This window comes from Geodermatophilus sp. SYSU D00703 (assembly GCF_054050155.1).
The window spans coordinates 1-25,054 of sequence record NZ_JBJGYU010000038.1 but is presented as its reverse complement, the minus strand read 5'-3'; the positions used below and the strand labels follow the sequence as shown (position 1 = coordinate 25,054).

The following is a 25,054-nucleotide window of genomic DNA, read 5'->3' as shown; positions in this document are numbered from 1 at the left end:
GCGCCGTCCTCCAGCAGCAGGACCAGCTCGCCGTCCGGGGGCAGGAACTCCGCGGCCGGGTACCGGGTGAGCTCGGCGGCGGCGCCGCCGTACAGGTCCCCGTAGCGGCTGTCGTACTCGTGCAGGAGCTCGGCGAACAGCGGCGCGGCGAGCGGGTCGTCGGGGTGGACGCCGACGACCACCAGCCCGGGCGCGGCGGTCACCGGGCCACCTGCCGGCGGTCGGCCCCGGAGCCCCCAGCCCGGCGGGCGTTGCGGGCCGGGCCGAGGCCGAGGTGGTCGCGCAGCGTCGGGCCGGTGTAGTCGGCGCGGAACGAGCCGCGCTCCTGCAGCAGCGGGACCACCCGGGCGGCGAACTCGTCCAGCCCGGCCGGGGTCAGGTGCGGCACGAGGACGTAGCCGTCGCACGCGTCGGCCTGCACCGCGTCGTCGATCTGCCGCGCGACCGACTCCGCCGTCCCGACGAAGCCGCCGCGGTCGCCGACCTGGATGACCAGCTCGCGGATCGACCAGCCGTTGGCCTCGGCCAGCTCCCGCCACTGCCGGGCCGGCGCCGCCGGGTCGCGGTGGTGGCGGACCCGTCCGCGGGTGATCGAGACGCTCTCCGGGTCGGGGTCCTCCGCCGGCAGTGGCCCGTCCGGGTCGTGCGCGGTGAGGTCGCGGCCCCACACCTGCTCAGGAAGGCGATCGCCGTCGGCCCGCTGACCTGCTGCTCGCGGATGTGCCGCGCCCGGTCGCGGGCCTCGGCCCCGGTGTCGCCCAGCACCACGGTCACCGCGGGCAGGATCTTCAGGTCGTCCCGCTGCCGGCCGTGTGCGGCCAGCCGGCCCTTGACGTCGGCGTAGCACGCCTGCCCGGCCTCGACGGTCGAGTGCGCGGTGAACACGACGTCGGCGTCCCGGGCGGCGAACTCCCGGCCGTCGGCGGAGTCGCCGGCCTGGAACAGCACCGGGTGGCCCTGCGGCCCGCGCGGCGTGCCGAAGGTCCCCCGGACGTCGAACTGCGGGCCGGTGTGGGCGAACGGCCGCACGCTGCCCGGGCGCAGGAAGGTCTCCCGGCGGCGACCGCGTCGGCGTCCCAGGAGTCCCACAGCTGCCGGGCGACCTGCACGACCTCCGCAGCCCGGGTGTACCGCTCGGCGTGCGGGAGGAAGCCGCCGCGACGGAAGTTGGCGCCGTGGAACGCGTCGGAGCTCGTGACCAGGTTCCACGCGGCCCGCCCGCCGGAGAGCAGGTCGAGCGTGGCCCACTGGCGGGCCAGCTCGTAGGGCTCGTTGAACGTCGTGTTGATCGTGCCGACCAGGCCCAGCCGCTCGAAGGAGGCGAACTCGACCTGGCTGCCCGAGCGCGGGTCGGCCCAGACGGTGGTCTTGTTGACGCCGGGGAAGTGCGCGCCGAGGTGGACCTGCTTGCGGCTCATCGGGCGCCTCCGGCGGTGGTCGCGTAGCGGCCGGCCGGGCGGGCCAGGCCGAGGGTGTCCCGCAGGGTCGGCCCCGGCGGCCCGGCCGGGCGCAGTCCCCGCTCGCGCAGCAGCGGCACGACGTCGTCCACGAGGGCGTCGAGGTCCACCGGGAGCACGGCGGGGCGCACCACGACGCCGTCGACGGCCGTCGTCCAGACCGCGATCAGGTCGGCGAGGGCGTCGGCGTCGCCGACGTGCTCGACGGTCCCGGGGTCCCAGGGCGACACGACGGAGAGGCGGTCCCGCCGGTCGGCGGCGTCCGGCCCGAGCCACGCGACGACGTCGGCCAGCACGGCGACCTGCCGCGGGTCCCGGCCGGCCGCCGCGACCAGGGCGCGGACCTCGGTGGCGAGGGCCGCGACTGCCGAGACCCCGGGAGCCGCGACGCGGACGACGTCGGCGCGCCGGGCGGCGAACCGCAGGGCGGCGGGGGAGTCGGCCCGGACGACGACCGGGGGCCGCCCCTGCGGCGAGCGCGGGGTGATGGACGCGCCCACCACCGAGAACCGGGGCCCCCGGAAGTCGATGGCGTGGATCTTGTCGCGGTCGACGAACCGGCCGGTGGCGACGTCGCGGATCTCGGCGTCGTCCTCCCAGCTGTCCGCGAGCCGGGCGACCACCTCGGCGACGTCGTCCGCCTCGGCCCACAGCTCCTCGTCCGGCTCGGCGGCCCTGCGGCCGAACAGCGCCGCCTCCACGGGCGTGCGGCTGACCGCGACCTCCCAGCCGGCCCGGCCGCGGCTGACCCAGTCGAGGGTCTGCACGGCCCTGCCGACGTGGAACGGCTCGGTGTGGGTGCTGGTCACCGTCGGCACCAGGCCGATGCCGCTCGTGGGCGGGGCGACCCGGCAGGCGGTCAGCAGCGCGTCGAGCCGGCCGCGCACGCCGCCGTCGGCGTCCTGGACGCCCAGGGCGTCGGGGAACAGGGCGAGGTCGAGGCCGCCGCGCTCGGCGGTGCCGACCAGCTCGACCCAGCGCGCCGGGTCGAGCAGGCGGGCCGGGTCGGCGGCGGGCAGCCGCCAGGCGGCCGGGGACGCCCCGGCGTCGGACAGCTCGACGCCGAGCAGGGGCGTGCGGGACATGCGGGTGCTCCCAGGAGGACGAGCGGGTGGGGGGTGCGCGGGCAGGCCACCGGCACCGCACGGAGGCGGTGGGCAGGAGCGGGCGGCGCCGCGGGGGACCGGCCGGAGCCGGTCGGGGGAGGGAATGTCTCAGCGACAGAGCGCGCTGTCGGTGCGCAGCAGGTCGATCGTCGGGCGACCGACGAGGACGGTTCCGTCGTCGGGCCTGGTCGGCGTGCTCACGGCTGGTGCTCCTCGGTCGGAGCCCCGGAGGGCTGCGGACTTGCGGACGCGGCGTGCGTCCGCCAGGTCGTCACCCGGGGCACCCCGTCGCAGCGGAGGGTTGCCGGCCAGCGAGCCGGGGCTTGGTGCTGGCTCTCAGGACCTGGCCGGGACCATAGACACCGGGCAACAATCACGTCAAACCCGATCGGTTTGATAGACATTGGGCGCATCGGACGACGGGAGGAGGCGACGTGACCCGGGCGGAACTGGCGCAGCGACGGCACGTCGACCTGCTCCGCACCAGCAGCGCGCTGTGTCCGGAGGGCTGACCGACCCCCTCCCGACCCCGCCCCTGGAGCGCCCCCGCATGTCCCTGTCCGATCCCGCCCGCCTGCCCACCCTCGTCGTCGTGGGCGCCGGCCCCACCGCCATCGGCGTCCTCGAGCGGCTGGTCGCCTCCGCTCCCGAGCTGTCGGCCGGCGCCCGGCTGCGGGTCCACCTCGTCGACCCCTTCCCCCCGGGCGGTGGCCGCGTGTGGCGCGCCGAGCAACCCGAGCTGCTCTGGGCGAACTCCCTGGTCGGCGACGTCACCGTGCTGCCCGACCCCTCGGTGGTCGTCGACGGCCCGGTGGGTCAGGGGACGACGCTGTGGGAGTGGCTGCGCGACGTCGCCCGCGCCCGGCCCGAGGGGGACCCGGTCGGCCGCGAGGCACGCCGGCTCGGCCCGGCGTCCTTCCCCTCCCGGCCGCTGGTCAACGCCTACCTCGGCTGGGTCCTGGAGTCGGTGGTGGCCGACGCCGCGCCGTGGCTCGACGTGCACCTGCACGCGACCCGCGCGGTCGACGTGACCGACGGCCCGCGCGGCGCGCGGGTGCGGCTCGCCGACGGCACGGTGCTCGCCGCCGACGCCGTCCTGCTCGCCCAGGGACACCTGGACGTGCACCCGACGCGGGCGGAGCAGGCGACGGCGGCGGTCGCCGCCCGGCACGGACTGACCTACCTGCCCACCGGCTACACCGCCGACCTCGACCTCTCCGCCCTCGCACCGGGGGAGGACGTGCTGGTCCGCGGCGCCGGCCTGGCCTTCGTCGACCTGGCGGTGCTGCTCACCAGCGGTCGCGGCGGGCGGTTCGAGCGCGGCGACGACGGCCGGTTGCACTACCTGCCCTCCGGGCGGGAGCCGGTGCTGCACGTCGGGTCGCGCCGCGGGGTCCCGTACCGGTCGAAGCTGGCCTACCCCTGGGCCGGGCCGCCGGTGCCGCTGCGCTTCTTCACCCCGGCCGCCGTCGACGCCGCCTTCGGCCCCTCCACGCGGCTGGACCTGCGCACCGACCTCGCGCCGCTGATCGAGCGCGAGCTGGCCTGGGCGCACTACACCGAGCTGTTCCGCGCCCACCCGGAGCGCACGGCGCTGCCGTGGGAGGAGTTCGCCGAGGCCTTCGCCGCGACGGCCGGCCCCCGCGCCGAGCGGGCGCTCGTGGCCCGGGCGGTCCCCGACCTGGTCGACCGGTTCGACCTCGCCGCGCTGGACCGCCCCCTGGCCGGGCGGCAGTTCGCCGACCCCGCGACCCTGCAGGAGGCGGTGCGGCGGCACGTGCGGGCGGACCTGCGCCGGGCCGCGGACCCGGGGCACAGCACCGACGCCGCCGTCTTCACCGCCCTGCTGCAGTGCCACGGCACCATCGCCGGCCTGGTGGCCGCGGGGCGGCTGACGCCCCGGTCGGAGGCCGAGGACCTGTCCGGGTGGTGGATGAACCTGTTCAGCTACCTGGCCAGCGGCCCGCCCGGCCCGCGCCTGGAGGAGCTGCTCGCCCTGTCGGAGGCGGGCCTGCTGCACTTCCTGGGCGCCGACGTCGAGGTCGTGCTCGACGAGGACGCCGGCGTCTTCCGGGCCCGCTCGTCGAGCGTGCCCGGCGTCGTGGCGGCGCGGGCCCTGGTCGAGGCCCGGCTGCCCTCGCCGGACGTCGCCGCCACCCCCGACGCGGTGGTGGCCGGCCTGCTGCGGCGCGGCGAGGGGCGCGAGCGGGTGCTGGCCGACCCCGCGGCGGGCCGCACCCGGCGCACCGGGCGGCTGGACGTCGACCCCGCCGGCCGGCTGGTCACCGCCGACGGCACCCCGCACCCGCGGGTGTCCGCCGTCGGGTTCTGGACCGCCGGCGCGCAGGTCGCCGCCTTCGCGCGGCCCCGGACCAACGCCCCCTTCTTCCGCCAGAACGACGCCCTGGCCCGCGACCTGTGGCGCCGGCTGAGCGCCGACGCCGCTCCCGCCCTCGTCGGGACCACCGGCCGGAGCCGCCTGATCGGCGCCTCCCTGGCCGCGACCGGCTGACCCCTCGACGCCGCGCTGCAACCATGGTTGCATTGCCGCATGACGCCCGGTGAGTGGGTGCTGCTGTCCTACCGGCTGCCGCGCGAGCCCTCCGGCCCGCGGACGACCCTGTGGCGGCGGCTGCGGCGGCTCGGCGTGGCCCAGCTCGCCGACGGGCTGGTCGCGCTGCCGGCCGACGCGCGCACCCGGGAGCAGCTGGAGTGGCTGGCCGACGACGTGCTGGCGGCGGCCGGCACCGCGGGGCTGTGGGTGGCCCGCCCGGCGACCGTCGCGCAGGAGCGGGAACTGGCCACCCGCATGGCGGAGGCGCGGGCCGAGGAGTACCGCGCGCTGGCCGCGGAGTGCCGGGACGCCGCGACGGCGGGGTCCACCGACCGCGTCCGGGCGCTGCGCCGGCTCCGCTCGGAGTTCCGCGCGATCGGGCGACGCGACTTCTTCCCCCCGCCCGAGCGCGAGGTGGCCGCCGCCGCGCTCCGCGAGCTCGCGGCGGCCGGCACCGTGGCGGTCGCGCCGTGAGGTGGGCGACCCGGGCCGGGGTGCACATCGACCGTGCCGCCTGCGCCTGGCTGATCCGGCGCTTCCTGGACCCGGCCGCCGAGTTCCTCTTCGTCGCCGACCCCGCCGAGGTGCCCGCCGACGCCACCCCGTTCGACGTGCGCGGGGTCGACCTCGGCCACCACGGCGGCGACTGCTCGTTCGAGACCATCCTGCGCCGCCACGAGCTCACCGACCCGGTGCTCTGGCGGATCGCCGAGGCCGTCCACGAGGCCGACCTCGACGACGGGCGGTTCGACGCCCCCGAGGCGCCGGGCCTCGACGTCCTCCTGCGCGGCCTGTCCATGACCGGCACCGACGAGCAGACCCTCGCCGTCTCCGGCCCGCTCTTCGACGGGCTCTACGAGTACCACCGCCGCCGCCTGCTGCTCGGCCGCGAGCCGGCCTGACCCCCGGAGGACCGACATGCACCCCGAGACGCACGTCCAGGAGGTCGTCCCGTTCCGGACGGCGGTCCGCGCCTGGTTCCTCATCTCGCTGCAGACCTTCGGCGGCCCGGCCGGTCAGATCGCCGTCATGCAGCGGTCGCTGGTCGACGACAAGCGGTGGATCGGCCAACGCCGGTTCCTGCACGCGCTGAACTACTGCACCCTGCTGCCCGGCCCGGAGGCGCAGCAGCTGGCCACCTACGTCGGCTGGCTGCTGCACGGCACGCGCGGCGGGCTGGTCGCCGGCGGCTTCTTCGTGCTGCCCGGGGTCGTCGCGCTGCTCGCCCTCTCCGCCGTCTACGTGGCCTTCGGCACGACCACCGCCATCACGGCGCTGTTCGTCGGGCTGGCGGCCGCGGTGCTGGCGATCGTCGCGCAGGCGGTCGTCCGGGTCGCCAAGCGCGCCCTCGACAGCCGCGCCCTGGTCGTCCTCGCGGTGGTGGCGTTCCTCGCGCTGGCGCTGTTCGGCGTGCCGTTCCCCATCGTGGTCGCGCTGGCCGGGGTCGCCGGCTGGGCGCTCGGGCGGTGGCGGCCGTCCGCGCTGCCGCAGAAGAAGACGGCGGAGGGGTCCGACGCCGGCCCACCGCCGGTCATCTCCGACGACGTCCTCCACCACGAGGTGCCGACCGGGCGACGCACGCTGCGGGTGCTGGTCGTCGGGCTGCTGGTGTGGGGCGTGCCGGTGGCCGCGGTCGCGCTGCTCACCGGCGCGGGGAGCGTCCTCACCCAGCAGGGGCTGTTCTTCTCCGGCGCAGCGGTGGTGACCTTCGGCGGCGCCTACGCGGTGCTGGCGTACGTGGCCCGGCAGGCGGTGGAGGTCTACGGCTGGCTGGGTCCCCGGGAGATGGTCCGCGGGCTGGCGCTGGCCGAGACGACCCCGGGCCCGCTGATCATGGTGGTGCAGTTCGTCGCCTTCCTCGGGGCGTACCGGGCGCCCGGGGAGCTCGACCCGTGGGTCGCCGCCGTCCTGGCCTCGCTCCTGGTCACCTGGGTGACCTTCGTGCCGAGCTTCCTGTTCGTCCTGCTCGGCGCCCCCTACATGGAGCGGCTGCGCGGCAACCGGTCGCTGTCGGCGGCGCTCACCGGCATCACCGCGGCGGTGGTCGGGGTCATCGCGAACCTGGGCGTCTACTTCGCCGTCCACACGCTCTTCTCGGAGACCGTCGAGGTCGACCGGGGCGTCCTCTCCCTCGAGCTGCCCGACCCGGCCACGCTGCGCCCGGTGCCGCTGGTCATCGCGCTCCTGGCCGCCGTGCTGCTGTTCCGGTTCCGGTGGTCGGTGCTGCGCACCCTCGGCGTCTGCGCCGGTCTGGGCCTGGCCGCCGGGCTGGCCGGGCTGCCGATCGCCTGAGCGGACGGGTCTCCCGCCGGGCGGGAACAGGCCTGCCACGGGCCGGGTTGGCCGGACGAGCACGGCGCGCGCCGTACGCCGTCCCGACTCTCCGGAGGTCCCGCATGTCCGTCGTCGTCACCGGTGCCACCGGCTCCCTCGGCCGCCTGGTCGTCGAGGAGCTGCTCGCGCGCGGGGTCGCTCCCGGCGACGTCGTCGCCGGCGGCCGCGCCGTCGCGCGGCTGGCCGGCCTGGCCGACCGGGGCGTGCGGACCGCGCGGATCGACTACGACGACCCCGCGACCCTCGACGCCGTCCTCTCCGCGGGCGACGTGCTGCTGCTGGTCTCCGGCACCGTCCCCAGCGCCCGCGTGGCGCAGCACCGGGCCGTCGTGGACGCGGCGGTGCGCGCCGGCGTGGCCCGCATCGCCTACACCAGCATCCTGGGCGCCGACGACACCCCGCTGGTGCTGGCGCCCGACCACCAGGCCACCGAGCGCATGGTCCGCGACAGCGGGCTGCCGTTCACGCTGCTGCGCAACGGCTGGTACACCGAGAACTACGCGCAGGGGCTCACGCAGGCCAAGACGACCGGCGTCGTCGCCGGCAGCACGGGCGACGGCCGGGTCGCCAGCGCCACCCGTGCCGACTACGCCGCCGCGACCGCCGCCGTGCTGAGCACCGGGGGCCACGAGAACGCGGTCTACGAGCTCTCCGGGGACGTCGCGTGGAGCTTCGACGACCTGGCCGCCGCCTACGGCGAGCTGCTCGGCCGCGAGGTCACCTACCAGCGGCTCTCGCCCACGGAGCACCAGGCGGCGCTGGAGGCCGCCGGTCTCGACGCGGGGACGGCGGGCTTCGTCGTCGCGCTCGACGGCGGCATCAGGGCCGGCGCCCTGGCCGCGACCCCCGGGGACCTCTCCCGGCTGGCCGGCCGGCCCACCACCTCGCTGGTCGAGGGCCTGCGCCCCTTCGCCTGAGAGGACCCCGTCCAGCCGAAGTGGCCACAAAGGCCCGCTCGGAGCCGGCCTTTGTGGCCACTTCGGCCATCAGGAGGTCAGCGGCGGGCGGGCAGGCGGCCCTCCTCGTGGTCGAGCTCCCGCTCGAGCCGGCGCAGGCCCTCGTCGGGCAGCCGGCCGACGTCCCGCCAGTGCAGCAGCTCCTCCCGCTGCGCGGCGAGGACCGCCCGGCGCACCCTCAGCGCCGCCTCGTACTCCGGCGACAGCGGGACCTCGCCGCCCTCGGCGCCCTGCAGCACGTCCAGCCGCCGCCGGTAGCGGTCCAGCCGTGCCTGCAGCTGGGTGCGGATGCTCTCGATCGCCTCGTCGTCCACGTGGTCGTGCTGCTCGGCGGCGAGCTCGTCGAGCCGCCGCAGCCCGGCGTCCACCGACGCGGCCCGCGCCTCGTTGCGCAGCCGCGCCTGGTCGGCCTCGTCCGCCCGCAGCCCCAGCGCCCGCACCAGCGGCGCGAAGGTCAGCCCCTGGCCGACGAGCGTGACCAGGACGGCGAGGAAGGCGCAGAACTGCAGCAGTTCCCGGTCCGGGAAGGGCGCGCCGGAGTCGGTGGTCAGCGGCAGGGTGAAGATCGCCGCCAGGCTGATCACCCCGCGCGTCCCGGCCCAGCTCAGGACGACGATCTCCCGCCCGGACAGCCGGGTGCGGGTGGTGGCCGGGTCGCCGTCGTCCCCGGCGACGTCCTCGCCGCCCAGCCGGGTGTGCAGGGACTGCGGCAGGTGCTCGGTGAGCCAGAGCCACAGCGGGCGGACGAGCAGGACCACGCCCACGGTGATCAGGGACGCGGTGACGATCGTGCCCGTGTCGTACTGGTCCAGGCCCGCCATGACGGCGGGCAGCTGCTGGCCGATGAGCAGGAAGACCACGCCCTCCAACAGGAAGTCGACCAGCCGCCACACCGCCTCGGTCTGCAGCCGGGAGGGGCCCGACGCCCAGCTGGGGTTGTGGTGGCCGATGACCAGGCCGGCCACCACCACGGCCAGGACGCCGGAGACGTGCACGCTCTCGGCCAGCAGGTAGGCGACGAACGGCGTGGCCAGCGAGATGGCGTTGGACGCCAGCGGGTCGCGCCGGATCCGCCGCAGCGGCCGCACGCCGTAGGCCACCGCCACCCCGGCCGCGACGCCCCCGGCGGCGGAGACCACGAACTGGCCCAGGGCCGCGGGCGTGGAGAAACCGTCGCCCACCGCGGCGGCGACGGCGACGCTCAGCAGGGTCAGGGCCGTCGCGTCGTTGAGCAGCCCCTCGCCCTGGACCAGGGTGATCAGCCGCGGCGGCAGCCCCACCTTGCGGCCGACGGCGAGCGCGGCCACCGGGTCCGGGGGCGCGACGGCGGCACCCAGGGCCATGCCGGCCGCCAGCGTCGCCCCGGTGACGAACAGCGCGAAGCCGACCCCGATCCCGGCCGCGGTGACCAGCACGAGCAGCACCGACAGGCTGACCACGGTGCGCAGGTTGCGGCGGATCGCCATGAGCGAGGAGTCCAGCGCCGCGCTGTAGAGCAGCGGCGGCAGCACCAGGGTGAGCACGAGCTCGGGGTCGAGCGTGACGTTCGGGCCCGGCAGGTAGGCGTAGGCGATGCCGGCCAGCGTCAGCAGCGCGGCGGCCGGCAACCCCGTCCGGTCGGCGAGCCAGCGGACCGCCACGATCACCGCCACCGCGGCCAGCACCAGCACCACCATCGTCTCCGCGTGCACCTCCGCAGTCTTCCGGGCAGCCGGCGGGCGGGCACGCGGGGGTCCCGCGATGAGTTCGGCCGCCGTCCGCCGTCCAAGCCGGTGAGCGACAGGAGAGGACGGCGACCATGAGCAGGAACACCCCCACCTGGAGCGGGCCCGGCCCGCTGGACGTCGAGTTCACCGCGCCGCTGGTGCGCAGCCCCTCCCAGGGCGGCTGGACCTACGTGCAGATGCCCGGCTCCGCGGAGTTCTTCGGCACCCGGGGTCTGGTGAAGGTCCGCGGCACCGTCGACGGCCACCCCTTCCGCAGCTCGTTCATGGCCCTCGGCGACGGCACGCACAAGCTGCCGGTGACCGCCGAGGTCCGGACGGCGATCGGCAAGGAGGTCGGGGACCCGGTCACCGTGCACCTCGAGGAGCGCCTCGGCTGACCCTCCCCGGGCGGCCGACGCGGGGCCCCGGCACGTCCCCGCGCGCTGGCGTACTGTGCCTCCGTCACGCACAGGGGTGTTCGCCGGCCGAGGTGATGGGGACGTTGTGAGCGATGCGGTCGGGGGCGCGGCGCGCGTCGCCGGGACCGGGGGGCACCGGTCCCGGGCGCTGGCGGTCTTCGACGCCGACTGGACCCTGGTGTCGGTCGACGACGCCACCGCCGACCTGCTCGGCCGCCGCCGCGAGGAGCTGGTCGACCGCAATATCTGGATCGCCCTGCCCGAGCTCGCCGGGACGATCTTCCACAGCTTCCTGCTGCACGCCCGCAGCGTGGGGGAGCGGGTGACGTGGCGGGGCTTCTACCCGCCGGCGGGCCGCTGGCTCGACGCGACCGCAGTCCGCGTCGGCGAGCACCTGCACGTCTCCCTGCGGGAGAGCACCGGCCCGCTGCCGGAGGGGCTGCCGGAGGCGGGCACGGACGACGCCGCGGCCGCCGCGGCCGAGGACGACCGGCTCCGTTTCCTCGCCGAGGTCAGCGAGGCGATGATCAGCACCCTCGACACGGGCGAGTCGATCGGCGCGCTGGCCGACCTCGTCGTCCGGCGGCTGTGCGACTGGGCGGTGGTGACCGTCCTGGTGGACGACGGCGGCGTGCCCGAGGAGCGCTGGGCGCACCGGGATCCCGCCCGGCGCGACGACCTCGACGTCTACATGCGCGGGCGGGTGCAGGCCGAGGGCGAGGAGAACCCGATGACCGCCGCGCTGCTCACCGGCGAGCCGATCCAGCTGACCTCGATCGACGCGGCACTCGTGGCGCCCACCCTGCCGAACGACGAGGTCCGCGAGGCGTGGGAGCGGCTGGACGCCCGGTCGCTCACGATCGTGCCGCTGCGCGCCCGCGCGGAGACCTTCGGCGTGCTCGGCCTGGTCAACGGCTCCGGCCGGCCGCCGCACGGCGAGATGGAGATCGCCACCGCGGTCGAGGTGGCCCGCCGCGCCTCGCTGGCCATCGACAACGCGCGGCTCTACGGCCGGCAGCTGAAGGTGGCCGAGACCCTGCAGCGCAGCCTGCTCACGCCGCCGCCGCAGCCGGACGGCCTGGCGATCGCCGTCCGCTACCTGCCGGCGTCGAGCACGATGCACGTCGGCGGCGACTGGTACGACGCCTTCCAGCAGCCCGACGGCGCGACGCTGCTGGTCATCGGGGACGTCGTCGGCCACAACGTCGACGCCGCGGCCGCGATGGGCCAGATCCGCAGCATCCTGCGCGGCATCGCCTACGACCGGCAGGAGGAGCCGGCGCGCATCCTCACCCGCGTCGACGGCGTCCTCACCGGGCTGCGCATCGGCACGCTGGCGACGGCGCTCATCGCCCGCATCGAGCAGTCGCCGGAGCAGGCGCGGGAGGGGCGGCGCACGCTCCGCTGGTCCTCGGCCGGGCACCTGCCGCCGCTGCTGTTGTGCGCCGACGGCACCGTGCGCGTGCTCGACTCCGCCCCCCAGACGCTGCTGGGTGCGGAGTCGCACCGGCTGCGCACCGACTCGGTCGCCGAGGCCCGCCCGGGCGACACCCTGCTCTTCTACTCCGACGGGCTGGTCGAGCAGGGCCGCACCTCCATCGACGAGGGCACCGACCGGCTGGTCGCCGTCGTCGAGGACGTGGGGACGACGACCGTGGACGCGCTGTGCGACGCGCTGCTCGCGCGGATCGTCGGGCACCGTCCCGACGACGACGTCGCGATCGTGGCGGTCCGCTGCGGAGCGCAGGACGGCACCGCACCGGCCTGACCTGCGCGTGCGGCATGCTCGGCGCGACCAGCGCCGACAACCCCGCCGGAGGAACCGCCATGTCGATCCTGCCCGCCTTCGCCGCCGCCCTGGCCGACGGGAGCATCGAGGTCGTCGACCTCACCGCCCCGCTGTCGGCCGAGACGCCGGTGATCGCGCTGCCGCCGGAGTTCGCCCAGACGGCGCGGTTCGAGCTCGAGGAACTGTCCCGGTACGACGACCGCGGCCCGGCGTGGTACTGGAACAACTTCCGCAGCGGGGAGCACACCGGGACGCACTTCGACGCGCCCAACCACTGGGTGACCGGGAAGGACGGCGAGGACGTCGCCTCGGTGCCGGCGCGCCGGCTGATCGGCCCGGCCGCCGTCCTGGACTTCTCCGCCGAGTCCGCCGCCGACCCCGACTTCCTGCTCGAGGTCGACCACGTCCGCGCGTGGGAGGCCGAGCACGGGCCGCTGCCCGAGGGCGGCTGGCTGCTCTACCGCACCGGCTGGGACGTCCGCAGCGGCTCCCAGGAGGAGTTCCTCAACGCCGACGACACCGGGGCGCACACGCCGGGCATCTCGCCGGCCTGCGCCCGGTGGCTCGCCGAGGAGGCGCCGGTCATCGGCGTCGGCGTGGAGACGGTCGGCACCGACGCCGGCGCCGCGCACTCCTTCGACCCGCCGTTCCCGTGCCACGCGGCCCTCATGGGCAGCGGCAAGTACGGGCTGACCCAGCTGCAGAACCTGGCCGCGCTGCCGCCCACGGGCGCGGTGCTCGTGGCGGCGCCGCTGCCGATCGTGTCCGGCTCGGGCTCGCCGGCCCGGGTCGTCGCGCTGGTCGAGCGTCGGTGACCGCCCGCGCGACCGTCGCCGAGGCGGTCGGCGCCGCGCTCGTCGGCTGCGGGGTGGACGCCGTCTTCGGTGTCGTGGGCTCGGGCAACTTCGCCGTCACCAACGCGATGGTCGCGGCGGGCGCGCGGTTCGTCGCCGCCCGGCACGAGGGCGGCGCGGCGACGATGGCCGACGCGTACGCCCGGATGACCGGCCGCCCGGCGGCGCTCAGCGTCCACCAGGGTTGCGGGCTCACCAACGCGCTGACCGGCGTCACCGAGGCGGCCAAGAGCCGGACGCCGCTGGTGGTCCTGGCTGCCGAGGCGACCTCGCCGCGGTCGAACTTCGCCGTCGACCAGGCCGCGCTGGCCACGGCGGTGGGCGCGGTGCCGATGCGGGTCACCTCGGCCGGCGACGCGCTCGACCAGGTCGCCGCCGCCGTCGGCACCGCGGTGCACGGCCGGCGGACGGTGCTGCTCAACCTGCCGCTGGACGTGCAGGTCGGCGTCCTGCCGGTGCCGGCCGGGCCGCCGCCGCTGCCGCCCGCGCCGGAGCCGGGCGTGACCCCGGAGCACGTCGAGCGGCTGGTGCACGCGCTCGAGCACGCCCGCCGGCCGGTGTTCGTGGCCGGCCGCGGCGCGCGCGGCGCCGGCTGCCGGGCGGCGCTGGCGGCCCTGGCCGAGCGGTCCGGGGCGCTGCTGGCCACCTCCGCCGTCGCCAAGGGGCTCTTCCGCGGGGACCCGTGGTCGCTGGACGTCTCGGGCGGCTTCGCCTCCCCGCTGGCCGCCGAGCTGATCGGCGGCGCCGACCTGGTCGTCGGCTGGGGCTGCGCGCTCAACATGTGGACGACGCGGCACGGCCGGCTCATCGCCGACGACGCCGTCGTGGTCCAGGTCGACGACGACCCGGCGGCGCTCGGCGTCCACCGGGACCTCACCTTCGGCGTGGCCGGCGACGTGCGCCGGACGGCGGAGGCCGTGGCCGCCGGCCTCGGGGGCGGGGGCGCGGCGACCGGCTGCCGCACGCCCGCGGTGCGGGCGGCGATCGCCGAGCGGGTGCGCTGGCGGGACATCCCGTTCACGCCGGTCGAGCGGCCGGGCCGGATCGACCCGCGGACCCTCACGATCGCCCTCGACGACCTGCTGCCGGCCGAGCGCGTGGTCGCCGTCGACTCGGGCAACTTCATGGGCTACCCGAGCATGTTCCTCGACGTCCCCGACGAGTTCGGCTTCTGCTTCACCCAGGCCTTCCAGTCCGTCGGCCTGGGGCTGGCGACGGCGATCGGCGCGGCGCTGGCCCGCCCCGACCGGCTGCCGGTGGCCGCGCTGGGCGACGGCGGCGCGCTGATGGGGGCCGCAGAGCTGGAGACCGTCGTCCGGCTGGGGCTGCCCATGGTGGTCGTGGTCTACGACGACGCGGCGTACGGCGCCGAGGTGCACCACTTCGGGCCCGAGGGGCACCCGCTGGACACGGTGCGGTTCCCCGACGCCGACCTGGCCGCCATCGCGCGCGGCCACGGCTTCGAGGCGGTCACCGTGCGCGCCGTCGAGGACCTCGCCGCGGTGGCCGAGTGGGTGGCGGGGCCGCGGTCCGCGCCGCTGTTCCTCGACGCCAAGGTGGTGGCCGACGAGCCGTCGTGGTGGCTCGAGGAGGCGTTCCGCGGCCACTGACGGCCTGGTGGGCATCGCAGGGAGCGCCAGCGACCGAGGAGCGGAGCGAGGCCGGACGGGGCCCGGACGACGCGGCCCCCGACCGGCCTTCGTGGCCACAAAGGCCGGTCGGGGGCGGGTCAGAAGTTGCCGCGGCGGGCCTGCTCGCGCTCGATCGCCTCGAACAGTGCCTTGAAGTTGCCCTTGCCGAAGCCCAGCGAGCCGTGCCGCTCGATCAGCTCGAAGAAGACCGTGGGCCGGTCGCCGGTGGGCTTTGTGAAGATCTGCAGCAGGTAGCCGTCCTCGTCCCGGTCGACCAAGATCCCGCGCCGCTGCAGCTCCTCGACCGGCACCCGCACCTCGCCGATCCGGGCGCGCAGCTCCGGGTCCTCGTAGTAGGAGTCGGGGGTCGCGAGGAACTCCACGCCCTCGGCGACCATGGCGTCGACCGTAGCGAGGATGTCGTTGGTCGCCAGGGCCACGTGCTGGGCCCCGGGGCCGCCGTAGTACTCCAGGTACTCGTCGATCTGCGAGCGCTTCTTCCCGGGGGCGGGCTCGTTGAGCGGGAACTTCACCCGGTGGTTGCCGTTGGCGACGACCTTGCTCATCAGCGCCGAGTAGTCGGTGGCGATGTCCTCGCCGATGAACTCGGCCATGTTGGTGAAGCCCATGACCCGGTTGTAGAAGTCGACCCAGCGGTCCATGGCGCCGAGCTCCACGTTGCCCACGACGTGGTCGATCGCCTGGAACAGCCGCTTCGGGGCGCCCGGCCGCCTGACGAACGACGACGTCCGGGCGACGTGGCCGGGCAGGTACGGGCCGGAGTACCGGGAGCGGTCGACCAAGGTGTGCCGGGTGTCGCCGTACGTGGCGATCGCGGCCAGCCGGACCGTGCCGTGCTCGTCGGTCACGTCGTGCGGCTGCTCCAGCACGGTGGCGCCCTGGGCGGCGGCGTGCGCGGTGCACCGGTCGACGTCGGGGACGGCGAGGGCGATGTCGACGATGCCGTCGCCGTGCCGGCGGTGGTGGTCGGCCAGCGGGCTGGCCGGGTCGTAGGCCCCCTGGACGACGAACCGCGCGGCGCCGGAGGTGAGCACGTAGCTGCGCGCGTCGCGGTTGCCGGTCTCCGGCCCGGAGTAGGCCACGAGTTCCATGCCGAACGCGGACTGGAAGAAGTGCGCGGTCTGGGTGGCGTTGCCGACGACCCAGACGAGCGCGTCCCAGCCGCTGACCGGGAACGGGTCGGCCGCCGGGTCGTGCTCGACCAGCCCGACCAGCTGGCGCAGCTCCTCCAGGGTGAGGCTCGCGAGCTTCTCGTCGTCGGTCAGCGTGTGCTCGAGGCTCATGGCGCCCTCCCGTGTGCTCCGATGGCGCATCCAGCTCACCTCTCCGCCCCTGGGGTGGGCAAGATGTCTCGCAGCGACTGGTCCGTCTGGCCAGTCGGGCGACCGGATCGGGCACCGAGCTGTCCGGTCTGCACAGGTGCTCGAGGTCACAGCGGAGGTGGCGGTGGCGCAGCAGCTCGACGCACTCGACCTGGCGGTGCTCACCGCGCTCACCGAGCAGCCCCGCGCGGGGGTCCTGGAGCTCTCGCGCCGGCTGGGGGTGGCGCGGGCGACGGTGCAGGCGCGGCTGCGCCGGCTGGAGGAGTCCGGGGTGGTCACCGGCTACGGCCCGGACGTCGACGTGGCCGCCGCGGGCTACGGCGTGCAGGCGTTCGTGACGCTGGAGATCGCCCAGGGCGCGCTGGAGGAGGTGACCGCCGACCTGCGGGCCATACCCGGCGTCCTGGAGGCGCACGCCACCACCGGCTCCGGCGACGTGCTGTGCCGGGTCGCCGCCGAGTCGCACGGTGCGCTGCAGGAGACCCTGGTGCGGCTGGGCCGCTCGCCGTCGGTGGTGCGCTCGACCAGCGTCGTCGCCCTGTCGGAGCTGGTGCCGCGGCGCGTGCTGCCGCTGCTGACGGCCGGGACCCCGCGCCCCGCCGGCCGCGCGCCCGGCTACCGCGCGACGACCGCGCCCTGAGCCGCCGTCCGCGGCAGGGCCAGCGCCCCGAGCAGGCCGAGCCCCAGGACGGCGGTGGTGACGGCGAAGGCCACCTGGTACGAGGCGACGTCGGTGAGCCACCCGGCAGCCAGCGGGCCGACGATCCCGCCCAGGTCGGCCGACATCTGGAACACCGCGACCACGCGGCCGCCCCGCGCCGGGCTGACGTCGCCGACCAGCGCCGCGGGAACGCTGGCCAGCAGGGAGGCGGCCAGCCCGAACACCGCCATCGACAGCAGGAACGCCCCGGTCGCCGGCGGCAGCACCAGCAGCGCCATCGACGCGGTGCCCAGCGACGTCCCCAGCAGCAGCGACGGGCGCCGTCCCCACGTGTCGGCCAGCCGGCCGGAACGCAGCAGCCCCAGCGCCTGGGCCAGGGAACCGGCCAGCAGGCCGGCCCCGGCCCAGGCGACCGTGCGGTCCAGTTCCTCGACCACGTACAGGGGGACCAGCGAGTTGCGCACGCCGAAGAGCACCCAGCCGACGCCGAGGTTGGCCAGCAGGGCCGCGACGTAGACCCGCGACCGGAACGCGACGCGCAGCGGCAGGGGGGTGGCCGCGAGGTCCGGGCCCCCCGGGGTCGGGGCCTGGACGGGGACCGGGCCGGACCGGAGGAACAGCACGCCGACCCCGCCGGCCACCACGAGGAACCCCGCGTACAGCAGGAACGGCAGGCGCGGGGAGAGCTCGGCCAGCAGGCCCCCGACCGCGGGCCCGGCGATCCCGCCGAGGATGAAGCCGCCCTGGTAGGTCGCCGCGGCCCGGCCCCGGGAGGACGGCGGCGACACCCGCAGGAGCAGCGACAACGCGGCCACGGTGAACATCGCGCTGCCGATGCCGCCGGCGGCCCGCAGTGCCAGGAAGACCGGGAAGGACTCCGCGAGCCCGGCCAGCCCGGTGGTCACGGCCACCGTGAGCAGCCCGATGGTGAGGACGGCGCGCTCGCCCAGCCGCTCGACCAGCGTGCCGCCGGCGAAGGCGGAGACGAACCGGAAGAACGCGAAGGCGCTGACCGCCAGTCCGACCGCGGTGGTGCCCACGCCGAAGGACCGGGCGAACAGCGGGATGGCCGGGGCGACGATCCCGAACCCGAGGGCGACCACGAAGGCCACCACCGACAGCACCCCGACCTCGCGGGGCAGCTCCCCGTTCCCCCGCCACCGCACGAGCGGTCATGCTCGCACGGGCCCGGTCACCCCTCCTCGGCCGCCAGCCCGGCGTGCCGCTCGCGCAGCTCGCGCTTGAGGATCTTGCCGCTGGGGTTCTTCGGCAGGGAGTCGGCCAGGACGACGTACTTGGGGCGCTTGTAGCCGGCCAGCCGTTCCTGGCAGTGGGCTCGGACCTGCTCGGCGGTCACGGTGGCGCCGGGCTTCGGCACGACCACGGCGGTGACCGCCTCCACCCAGTAGGGGTGGCTGACGCCGAACACCGCGACCTCGGCGACGCCCTCGACGGCGTAGACGGCCTCCTCGACCTCCCGGCTGGCCACGTTCTCGCCGCCGGTCTTGATCATGTCCTTCTTGCGGTCGACGACGGCCAGGTAGCCGTCCTCGGTCATGACGCCGAGGTCGCCCGAGTGGAACCACCCCTCCCGGAAGGCCTCGGCGGTCTTCTCCTCGTCGTTGTAGTAGCCGAGGGCGGCGTGCGGGCTGCGGTGCACGATCTCGCCGACCTGCCCGGGCGGCACCGGGGCGCCGTCGTCGTCGACCAGCCGGGTCTCGACGTTGAGCGCCGCGCGACCGGCCGAGCCGGCGCGCTCGAGCTGCTCGTGCGGCCGGAGGATGGTGGCCAGCGGGCTCATCTCGGTCTGGCCGTAGAAGTTCCACAGCGCGACGTCGGGCAGCCGGCGCTGCAGCTCGCGCAGCACCTCGACCGGCATGGGCGAGGCGCCGTAGTAGCCCTTGCGCAGGCTGGACAGGTCGGTGGTGTCGAAGTCCGGGTGCCGCAGCAGCGAGATCCACACCGTGGGCGGGCAGAACAGCTTGGTGACCCGCTCGCGGGCGATCGTCGCCAGCAGCGCCGCGGGGTCCGGCCCGGGGAGGATGACGCTGGTCGCGCCGAGGTAGACGTCGACGGAGAAGAAGCAGTCCAGCTGCGCGCAGTGGTACATCGGCAGCGAGTGCGCCTCGACGTCGTCGGCGTCCATCCCGCCGTCGATGGCGCAGGAGACGTACTGGGAGACCAGCGACCGGCTCGAGAGCACCACGCCCTTGGGCCGGGACTCGGTGCCCGAGGTGTACATCAGCCGCAGCGGGTCGTCGTCGTCGACCGCGACGTCGGGCGGGCTGTCGTCCCCGGAGCGCCACCAGGCGTCGACGTCCTCCCAGCCGGGGGCCGGCGCGGCGCCGGACAGGCCGATCCAGCCGCGCACGCCGCCCGGGACGTCCGCAGCGGCCAGCGCCTTCTCCGCGGTGGGCGCCAGCGCGTCCTCGGCCACGATCCCGCGGGCTCCGGAGTGGCCGAGGATGAAGCCGATCTCCTCGGGGCCGAGCATGAAGTTGACCGGCACCAGCACCACGCCGAGCTTCGCGGTGGCGAAGGTCAGCACCGCGAACTGCCAGCAGTTGTGCGACAGCAGCGCCAGCCGGTCGCCCTTCGCCAGCCCGCGGTCGGCGAGGGCGTGCGCGGTGCGGTTGACCGCCGCGTCGAACTCGGCGTAGGTGACCCGCAGGTCACCGGCGACGACGGCGAGCTTGTCCGGGTACCGGCGGGCGGTGCGGTGCAGCAGGTCGCCGACGGCGTGCTGGCGGGCGCGGGCGACGGCGGCGGCCGGGGCGAGCGGCTCCATGGCGGGCCTTTCTGGACAGGGGGCGGGACCCTCAGCTTGCCCTGCCGGACCCCTCGCCGACGACGCCCGCTGTGCGGTCCACCACTTCCGGAACCGCTCCTCTCACGCCCCTTGTCCGAGCATCGGCGGGACGCCACAGTGTGCGGTGTGGGACCTCTGCGGGGGGACGGTCACGAGCCGCCGAGCGGCTCCTTCGAGGTGGTGCACGAGGCCGGCGGCCCGGTGCTGCACCTGTGCGGGGACGTCGACGCGCCCCTGGTCTCGCAGATGGATGCGGGCGGGCTCGCCGTCGGGGAGGTCGTGGCGGTCTCCGTCGCCCGACTCGGCTACATCGACTCCACCGGCCTGGCGATGCTGGTGCGCTGGGCCCGGGAGGCGGCCGGGGCGGGCCGGCCGGCGGTCCTCCGCCGCGCCTCGCCGCGCTTCCGCCAGGTGCTGGAGCTGACCGGGCTGACGCCGATGTTCGTGCTCGACGAGCCCCGCGGCCCCTGACCGGGCGCCCCGGTCGTCAGTGCGGCGGGGTGACCTCGTGGACCGGCGTCTGCCACGGCAGCCCGCGGCGGTCCCGGTACGCGTAGAGGGCCCTGCGGTCCGGCAGCGCGTGCCCGGAGCGGCAGGTGAGGGTCTCGACCTCGCCGACGTAGACGGGGATCGGCCGGTGCGGCAGGTCGTACCGGCCGGCCTGCTGCACCAGCCGCGACCCGCAGCGGGGGCAGTGGAGGTCGTGCACGGACTGGACCCACACCGACGACGTCACCCCACCGACCCTGCCCTCCCGCGCAGGGGCCGGGACGCAGCCGGCGGGGTGTGTCCCGGACCGTCATCGGATCGCAATGGGCCTGGTCAGCGGCGCACGACGACCCGGCCTAGGCTGCCCCGCGTGCCGCTGTTCTCCTTCGAAGGCCGCAGCCCGCAGGTGCACCCGGAGGCGTGGGTGGCACCGACCGCGACGCTGGTCGGCGACGTCGTCGTCGAGGCCGGGGCGTCGGTCTGGTACGGCGTCGTGCTGCGCGCCGACTTCGGCCGCATCGTGATCCGGGCCGGCGCCAACGTGCAGGACAACTCGGTGCTCCACGGGGGCAGCGATCCGGAGACCGAGGTCGGCCCCGGCGCCACGGTCGGCCACGTGTGCGTGGTCCACGGCGCCGTGATCGGGGCCGAGGCGCTGATCGGCAACGGCGCCACCGTCCAGGACGGCGCGCGGATCGGTCGCCGGGCACTCGTCGGCGCACACAGCCTGGTGCCGCCGGGAGCGGAGGTCCCCGACGAGGTGGTGGCCATCGGTGTGCCGGCCCGCGTGCGGGGACCGCTGTCGGGCGGCGCCGCGCGCTGGGTCGACGGCAACCCGGAGATCTACCGGGAGCTCGCCCGCCGGCACGCCGCGGGGGTCACCGAGGTCGGCTGACCGGCCGCGCGGTCCAGCGAACGCACAGGGACCGCACGGGCTCGGACAGGGGAGCCGGTCACCGTGGTCGCACACCGCGACACCGGAGGAGACCGTGACCCACCCCGACCCCGCCCACAGCGGTTCCCGCTGGGAGCCGGCCGCCACCCCGCCCGCCGGGCAGGGCGAGCCGCCGACGCCGCCACCGACCGCGACGCCGCCCGACGCGCCGGCCTCGGCGTCGACCGCTGAGGTCCCGCAGCCGCCGGCAACGCCGGGCCTCCCGGCCCCCGCCGCTCGCCGCCGTGCCGGCCGCCGCGGACTGCTGGTCGCCGTGGCCGCCACCGGCCTCGTGCTCGCCGGGGGACTGGGCGGCTTCGCCGTCGGGGCCGCGACCGCCGGGGACGGCGGCGCCGACAGCGCGGTCACCGAGAGCGCGGTCCCGGGGCAGGACGACTCCTCGGGCCGCGCCCGCGGGTTCCCGCCGGGCGGCGGCTTCGGCGTCCCGCCCGGGTCCGGCGGGGACCAGGACGGCACGACGTCCGACGACGGGACCGGGACCACCACCGACGGCGATCCGGCGTGAGCGCGGTCCGGGTGCCGGTCGCGCCGGCGCTGTCCGCAACCCGCGCCCGGACCGACGCCGTCGTCCGCTTCGGGGCGGCCGTCCTGCTCTGGCTGGGCGTGCTGCTGGTCGCCTCCTGGTGGGCGGCCGGGGGCGGCGTGTCCGACCTGGCCGGGTGGGAGAGCGGGCTGACCTCGCTCGGCCGGCTCGCCGGCCTGGTCTCCTCGCTGCTCCTGCTGGCCCAGGTGCTGCTGATGGCCCGGGTGCCGGTGCTGGAGCGCGCGTTCGGCCGGGACCGGCTCGCCCGCTCCCACCGCACCGTCGGCTTCACCTCCTTCGCGCTGCTGCTGGCCCACCTGGTGCTCATCACCTGGGGCTACGCCGCCGGGGAGCTGGGCCGGACGCCCGCGACGCTCCGGGAGCTCACGATCGAGTACCCCGGGGTGCTGCTGGCCGTGGCGGGCACCGCGTGCCTGGTCATGGTGGTCGTCACCAGCGTGCGGGCCGCGCGCCGGCGGCTGCGTGCTGCCGGAGACCGACGTCTGCCTCTCCGCCGGCGGCGACCTGCTCTGCCGCACCGCCGACCCGGACGCGCCGCCGTGGCGGACCGGCATCGAGGACCCGCGCGACCCCCGCCGGGTGCTGGCCGTGGTCCCGGTGCGGACCGGCGCCGTGGCCACCTCCGGCACCGCCCACCGGGGAGCGCACCTCGTGGACGCCCGCACCGGGCGGCCCCCGGAGGGCGTGGCGAGCGTGACCGTCGTCGCGGCCAGGCTGACCGATGCCGACGTCGACGCCACCGCCGCCTACGCCCGGGACGCGGACGCCGCCCGCTGGCTGGGCGCGCGGCCGGGGCGCACGGGGCTGGTGGTGTGGGCCGACGGCAGCACGACTCCTACTTGTCACACCGATGTGACGCCGCGTCGGCGTGTCGTCATGTCGTCATGACGTATCGTCGGCGGCGACCCGGCCCACGACCACGAGGAGCCAGCCGGTGCGCATCGGGATCCTGACCGGTGGGGGCGACTGCCCCGGCCTGAACGCCGTCATCCGCTCCGTCGTCCGCACGGCGACGGCCCACTACGACAGCGAGGTGGTCGGCTTCCGCGACGGCTGGCGCGGCCTGCTCGAGGACCGGACGACGCCGTTGGACGTCGCCGCCGTCGACGGCCTGCTCACCCGCGGCGGGACGACGCTGGGCTCGGCGCGGGTCGCGCCGGAGAAGCTGCACTCCGGACTGCCGCAGATGAAGGCCGTGCTGGCCGCGCACGGGATCGACGTGCTCATCCCGATCGGCGGCGAGGGGACGCTCACCGCCGCCCACCTGCTGTCGCAGGCCGGCGTCCCCGTCGTCGGCATCCCGAAGACGATCGACAACGACATCGACTGCACCGACCTGACCTTCGGGTTCGACACCGCGGTCAGCATCGCCACCGACCTCATCGACCGGCTGCACACCACCGCGGAGTCCCACCAGCGGGTGCTGCTCGTCGAGGTCATGGGGCGGCACGCCGGCTGGATCGCGCTGCACGCGGGCCTGGCCTCCGGCGCGCACGTGACGCTGGTCCCCGAGGAGCCCTTCGACGTCGCCGAGGTGGCCAAGATCGTCGAGGACCGGTTCGCCCGCGGCGACACGCACGTCATCGGGGTCGTCGCCGAGGGGGCGCAACCGATCGCGGGCACGATGCTCGTCCGGGACGGCGGCGTGGACGAGTACGGCCACAGGCGGTTCACCGGCGTGGCCCAGCAGCTCGGCGACGAGCTCGAGCAGCGCACCGGCAAGGAGGTGCGCACGACCGTGCTCGGCCACGTGCAGCGCGGCGGCACCCCGACGTCGTTCGACCGCGTGCTGGCCACGCGCTTCGGCCTGCACGCGACGATCGCCGCGCACGAGGGGCGGCACGGTCGGATGGTCGCGCTGCGCGGCACCGAGATCGAGCTGGTCCCGCTGGCCGACGCCGTGGCGAGGCTGAAGACGGTGACGCCCTCCCGGCTGGCCGAGACCGGCGCCTTCACCGGCTGACGCCTCGGCGGCCGCTCCACGGGCACGTCCGCGGAGCCTTCGTCGCGCGTGGGCCATCGGCGGTCGACCGGCGACCCTGTCGGTCCGCCGCGAGGCCCGCGCGTGTCTACTGGGGCGCCCGGCGCGGCCTCCCACTCCGCCCCCCGGCCCGAGTCCTCCCGCCCGACCCCTCCGGCCTGCCCCAGCACCTCAGCGGCCGATGATCCTGCCCTCGAGCTGGTCTTTTGCCGTCCACAGCCCTTCCCGGGGCCGGGTGTTTCGAACGTATGATCGAACACATGACGGGCGACGCGGGGACCGGGCTGGCGGAGCCCGCGGCTGTGTCCGTCTCGGCTCCGGCGGTGGGCTGGGCGGCCGGTCCGCTGGGGGCGGTGCAGGCCGCGGATCGGGAGATCGCCCGGCAGACCGCGGCGCGGGCGCGGGCGGTGGCGGCGTTCGCCGCGACCCGGCCGGCCTCGGCCGACCGGGCCCAGGGCGAGCCCGGCGCGATGTCCGCCGCGCGGTGGGCGGCGGGCCGGAGCTGCTGCGGGCGGTGAGCGAGTGGGCGGCTCCGGAGCTGGCGATCGCGCTGAACCTGAGCGCGCCGAGGGCCGAGGCCGAGCTGGAGCGGTCGCTGACGCCGGTGCACCGGCTGCCCCGGGTGCTGGCCGCCCTCGAGGCCGGCGTGCTGCACGCCGGGCACCTGTGGTGTGCACGCTGCCCGAGGCCCAGGCGCTGCACCGGGCGCTGGCGGCGTGCGCCGACGCCCTCGGCGCCGAGCCCGGCCAGCCGCGGCCCGCGGGCAGAGGATGGTCGACTGCCTGCTCGACCTGGTGCTGCGCCCGGGTGAGTCGGAGCTGCCGCCGGTGCAGGTGCTGCTGACCGTGGTGGCCTCGGTCGCCACGCTGCTGGGCGGGGACGCTCCCGGCGAGGTCGACGGGCAGGTGGTGCCCGCCGAGCTGGTCCGGCAGCTGCTGCGCGGGCTGACCGGCTCCCATCCCGCCGCCGGGGGCGAGGACCGGCCGTGGGAGATCGAGCGGGAGGAGCTGGCGCGCTGGTGGGCCGAGATGGAACGCCGGGTGCTCGCCCGGGAACTCCACGGCGAGCCCGAGCGGCCTCCGGACCCCGGGCGTCCGGACCCGCCCGCGCCCGACGGCCGGTCGCCCATCGGAGTCGAGGCCGATCCGGACCGCGACGCCGCGGCCGATTCCGACCTCGACCTCGGCGTTGGCCGGGACCCCGACGCCTTCCTCGACCACGACCTCGATGGCGATCCAGACCTCGATGTCGATGTCGACCGGGCCGGGCTGGCCGATCCCGATCCGCCGGCCGACCGCAACCAGCCACCCCCGCACGGCTGGTGGGCTGCGGCCGACCACGCCGTCGAGGACGCCGCCGCCGCGGTGCACGCCGCCACCCTGGCGCTGGGGTCCGCGCGGCGGCGGGCGCGCACCGCGGAGCGGGCCGACACCGCCGAGGAGACCGCCTGGGCGGCCGGCCCCGCC

The 25,054-nt window shown here is 76.3% G+C and carries 25 protein-coding genes, 3 pseudogenes and 1 riboswitch; of the genes and pseudogenes, 19 read left to right on the top strand and 9 right to left on the bottom strand.

Going from position 1 to position 25,054, the window contains the following annotated elements; genetic code table 11:
• Window positions 1-199: 199 nt before the first annotated feature.
• The 4 genes and pseudogenes from ACI782_RS22835 to ACI782_RS22820 all read right to left on the bottom strand — a co-directional run bounded on the left by ACI782_RS22835 (window position 200) and on the right by ACI782_RS22820 (window position 2,542).
• Window positions 200-421: a hypothetical protein gene (locus ACI782_RS22835; RefSeq protein WP_456912396.1), complete on the bottom strand. Its 222-nt coding sequence runs from the start codon at window positions 419-421 to the stop codon at window positions 200-202.
• Complete coding sequence (locus ACI782_RS22830; protein WP_456912395.1) at window positions 376-1,029, bottom strand: LLM class flavin-dependent oxidoreductase; 654 nt, start codon at window positions 1,027-1,029, stop codon at window positions 376-378. Before ACI782_RS22830 ends, ACI782_RS22835 begins: the two co-directional genes overlap by 46 nt.
• 122 nt (window positions 1,030-1,151) lie before the next feature.
• Window positions 1,152-1,418, bottom strand: a pseudogene (locus ACI782_RS22825) (LLM class flavin-dependent oxidoreductase); the annotation flags it as partial.
• On the bottom strand, window positions 1,415-2,542 hold the full coding sequence (locus ACI782_RS22820; protein WP_456912394.1) for an LLM class flavin-dependent oxidoreductase: 1,128 nt from the start codon (window positions 2,540-2,542) through the stop codon (window positions 1,415-1,417). The gene ACI782_RS22820 and the pseudogene ACI782_RS22825, both read right to left, overlap by 4 nt.
• A gap of 253 nt (window positions 2,543-2,795) precedes the next feature.
• Window positions 2,796-2,907: riboswitch (SAM riboswitch) on the bottom strand.
• 90 nt (window positions 2,908-2,997) lie between these two features.
• On the opposite strand from ACI782_RS22820, the gene ACI782_RS22815 reads away from it, so the two are divergent.
• The 6 genes from ACI782_RS22815 (at window position 2,998) to ACI782_RS22790 (ending at window position 8,368) form a co-directional block, all read left to right on the top strand.
• Window positions 2,998-3,075 (top strand): putative leader peptide, encoded by a 78-nt coding sequence (locus ACI782_RS22815; protein WP_456912420.1) that lies wholly within the window; start codon window positions 2,998-3,000, stop codon window positions 3,073-3,075.
• Between the two features lie 38 nt (window positions 3,076-3,113).
• Complete coding sequence (locus ACI782_RS22810) at window positions 3,114-5,075, top strand: FAD/NAD(P)-binding protein (RefSeq protein WP_456912393.1); 1,962 nt, start codon at window positions 3,114-3,116, stop codon at window positions 5,073-5,075.
• 39 nt (window positions 5,076-5,114) lie between these two features.
• Window positions 5,115-5,591, top strand: coding sequence for a Chromate resistance protein ChrB (locus tag ACI782_RS22805; RefSeq protein ID WP_456912392.1), 477 nt, complete (start codon window positions 5,115-5,117; stop codon window positions 5,589-5,591).
• Window positions 5,588-6,019, top strand: a complete 432-nt coding sequence (locus ACI782_RS22800) for a chromate resistance protein ChrB domain-containing protein (RefSeq protein ID WP_456912391.1) — start codon at window positions 5,588-5,590, stop codon at window positions 6,017-6,019. Before ACI782_RS22805 ends, ACI782_RS22800 begins: the two co-directional genes overlap by 4 nt.
• Before the next feature lie 16 nt (window positions 6,020-6,035).
• Window positions 6,036-7,409 (top strand): chromate efflux transporter, encoded by a 1,374-nt coding sequence (gene chrA / locus ACI782_RS22795; RefSeq protein ID WP_456912390.1) that lies wholly within the window; start codon window positions 6,036-6,038, stop codon window positions 7,407-7,409.
• A gap of 104 nt (window positions 7,410-7,513) precedes the next feature.
• Window positions 7,514-8,368 (top strand): SDR family oxidoreductase, encoded by an 855-nt coding sequence (locus ACI782_RS22790; RefSeq protein WP_456912389.1) that lies wholly within the window; start codon window positions 7,514-7,516, stop codon window positions 8,366-8,368.
• 77 nt (window positions 8,369-8,445) lie between these two features.
• On the opposite strand, the gene ACI782_RS22785 is transcribed toward ACI782_RS22790, so the two are convergent.
• Complete coding sequence (locus ACI782_RS22785) at window positions 8,446-10,098, bottom strand: Na+/H+ antiporter (protein WP_456912388.1); 1,653 nt, start codon at window positions 10,096-10,098, stop codon at window positions 8,446-8,448.
• A gap of 107 nt (window positions 10,099-10,205) precedes the next feature.
• Between ACI782_RS22785 and ACI782_RS22780 the strand changes: the two genes are divergently transcribed.
• From ACI782_RS22780 to ACI782_RS22765, 4 genes are all read left to right on the top strand, one after another.
• The gene (locus ACI782_RS22780) at window positions 10,206-10,511 is read left to right on the top strand and encodes a DUF1905 domain-containing protein (protein ID WP_456912387.1); all 306 of its coding nucleotides are present in this window, start codon (window positions 10,206-10,208) and stop codon (window positions 10,509-10,511) included.
• Window positions 10,512-10,617: 106 nt separating this feature from the next.
• Window positions 10,618-12,300 carry a PP2C family protein-serine/threonine phosphatase gene (locus ACI782_RS22775; protein WP_456912386.1) on the top strand — a complete coding sequence of 561 codons (1,683 nt, stop codon included), beginning with the start codon at window positions 10,618-10,620 and terminating at the stop codon, window positions 12,298-12,300.
• A gap of 59 nt (window positions 12,301-12,359) precedes the next feature.
• Window positions 12,360-13,136 (top strand): cyclase family protein, encoded by a 777-nt coding sequence (locus ACI782_RS22770; RefSeq protein WP_456912385.1) that lies wholly within the window; start codon window positions 12,360-12,362, stop codon window positions 13,134-13,136.
• Window positions 13,133-14,785: a thiamine pyrophosphate-binding protein gene (locus ACI782_RS22765; protein ID WP_456912384.1), complete on the top strand. Its 1,653-nt coding sequence runs from the start codon at window positions 13,133-13,135 to the stop codon at window positions 14,783-14,785. The genes ACI782_RS22770 and ACI782_RS22765 overlap by 4 nt, the downstream gene beginning before the upstream one ends.
• A 119-nt stretch (window positions 14,786-14,904) precedes the next feature.
• Here the strand turns inward: ACI782_RS22765 and hppD are convergent, their stop codons facing one another.
• Window positions 14,905-16,110, bottom strand: coding sequence for a 4-hydroxyphenylpyruvate dioxygenase (gene hppD / locus ACI782_RS22760; RefSeq protein ID WP_456912383.1), 1,206 nt, complete (start codon window positions 16,108-16,110; stop codon window positions 14,905-14,907).
• A 136-nt stretch (window positions 16,111-16,246) separates the two neighbouring features.
• On the opposite strand from hppD, the gene ACI782_RS22755 reads away from it, so the two are divergent.
• On the top strand, window positions 16,247-16,789 hold the full coding sequence (locus ACI782_RS22755) for an Lrp/AsnC family transcriptional regulator (RefSeq protein ID WP_456912382.1): 543 nt from the start codon (window positions 16,247-16,249) through the stop codon (window positions 16,787-16,789).
• Here ACI782_RS22755 and ACI782_RS22750 read toward each other — a convergent pair.
• Entirely contained in the window at window positions 16,765-17,976 is a 1,212-nt protein-coding gene (locus ACI782_RS22750; protein WP_456912381.1) for an MFS transporter, read from the bottom strand. The two genes, ACI782_RS22755 and ACI782_RS22750, sit on opposite strands and share 25 nt — an antisense overlap.
• Window positions 17,977-18,002: 26 nt before the next feature.
• On the bottom strand, window positions 18,003-19,598 hold the full coding sequence (locus ACI782_RS22745; RefSeq protein WP_456912380.1) for an acyl-CoA synthetase: 1,596 nt from the start codon (window positions 19,596-19,598) through the stop codon (window positions 18,003-18,005).
• 147 nt (window positions 19,599-19,745) lie between these two features.
• Here ACI782_RS22745 and ACI782_RS22740 point away from each other — a divergent pair, with 147 nt between their 5' ends.
• Window positions 19,746-20,090, top strand: coding sequence for an STAS domain-containing protein (locus tag ACI782_RS22740; RefSeq protein ID WP_456912379.1), 345 nt, complete (start codon window positions 19,746-19,748; stop codon window positions 20,088-20,090).
• 16 nt (window positions 20,091-20,106) lie between these two features.
• Here ACI782_RS22740 and ACI782_RS22735 read toward each other — a convergent pair whose 3' ends face one another.
• Complete coding sequence (locus tag ACI782_RS22735) at window positions 20,107-20,355, bottom strand: hypothetical protein (RefSeq protein ID WP_456912378.1); 249 nt, start codon at window positions 20,353-20,355, stop codon at window positions 20,107-20,109.
• Between the two features lie 123 nt (window positions 20,356-20,478).
• Between ACI782_RS22735 and ACI782_RS22730 the strand changes: the two genes are divergently transcribed.
• The 7 genes and pseudogenes from ACI782_RS22730 to ACI782_RS22700 form a co-directional block, all read left to right on the top strand.
• Window positions 20,479-21,003 carry a gamma carbonic anhydrase family protein gene (locus tag ACI782_RS22730; RefSeq protein ID WP_456912377.1) on the top strand — a complete coding sequence of 175 codons (525 nt, stop codon included), beginning with the start codon at window positions 20,479-20,481 and terminating at the stop codon, window positions 21,001-21,003.
• Window positions 21,004-21,097: 94 nt separating this feature from the next.
• Window positions 21,098-21,568, top strand: coding sequence for a hypothetical protein (locus ACI782_RS22725; protein WP_456912376.1), 471 nt, complete (start codon window positions 21,098-21,100; stop codon window positions 21,566-21,568).
• Window positions 21,565-22,053: pseudogene (locus ACI782_RS22720) on the top strand (ferric reductase-like transmembrane domain-containing protein); the annotation flags it as partial. The gene ACI782_RS22725 and the pseudogene ACI782_RS22720, both read left to right, overlap by 4 nt.
• A gap of 16 nt (window positions 22,054-22,069) precedes the next feature.
• The gene (locus ACI782_RS22715) at window positions 22,070-22,495 is read left to right on the top strand and encodes an FAD:protein FMN transferase (protein ID WP_456912375.1); all 426 of its coding nucleotides are present in this window, start codon (window positions 22,070-22,072) and stop codon (window positions 22,493-22,495) included.
• A 46-nt stretch (window positions 22,496-22,541) separates the two neighbouring features.
• The gene (locus ACI782_RS22710; protein ID WP_456912374.1) at window positions 22,542-23,570 is read left to right on the top strand and encodes an ATP-dependent 6-phosphofructokinase; all 1,029 of its coding nucleotides are present in this window, start codon (window positions 22,542-22,544) and stop codon (window positions 23,568-23,570) included.
• Between the two features lie 278 nt (window positions 23,571-23,848).
• Window positions 23,849-24,106 carry a hypothetical protein gene (locus ACI782_RS22705; protein WP_456912373.1) on the top strand — a complete coding sequence of 86 codons (258 nt, stop codon included), beginning with the start codon at window positions 23,849-23,851 and terminating at the stop codon, window positions 24,104-24,106.
• A gap of 252 nt (window positions 24,107-24,358) precedes the next feature.
• A pseudogene (locus ACI782_RS22700) lies at window positions 24,359-25,054 on the top strand (hypothetical protein); the annotation flags it as partial.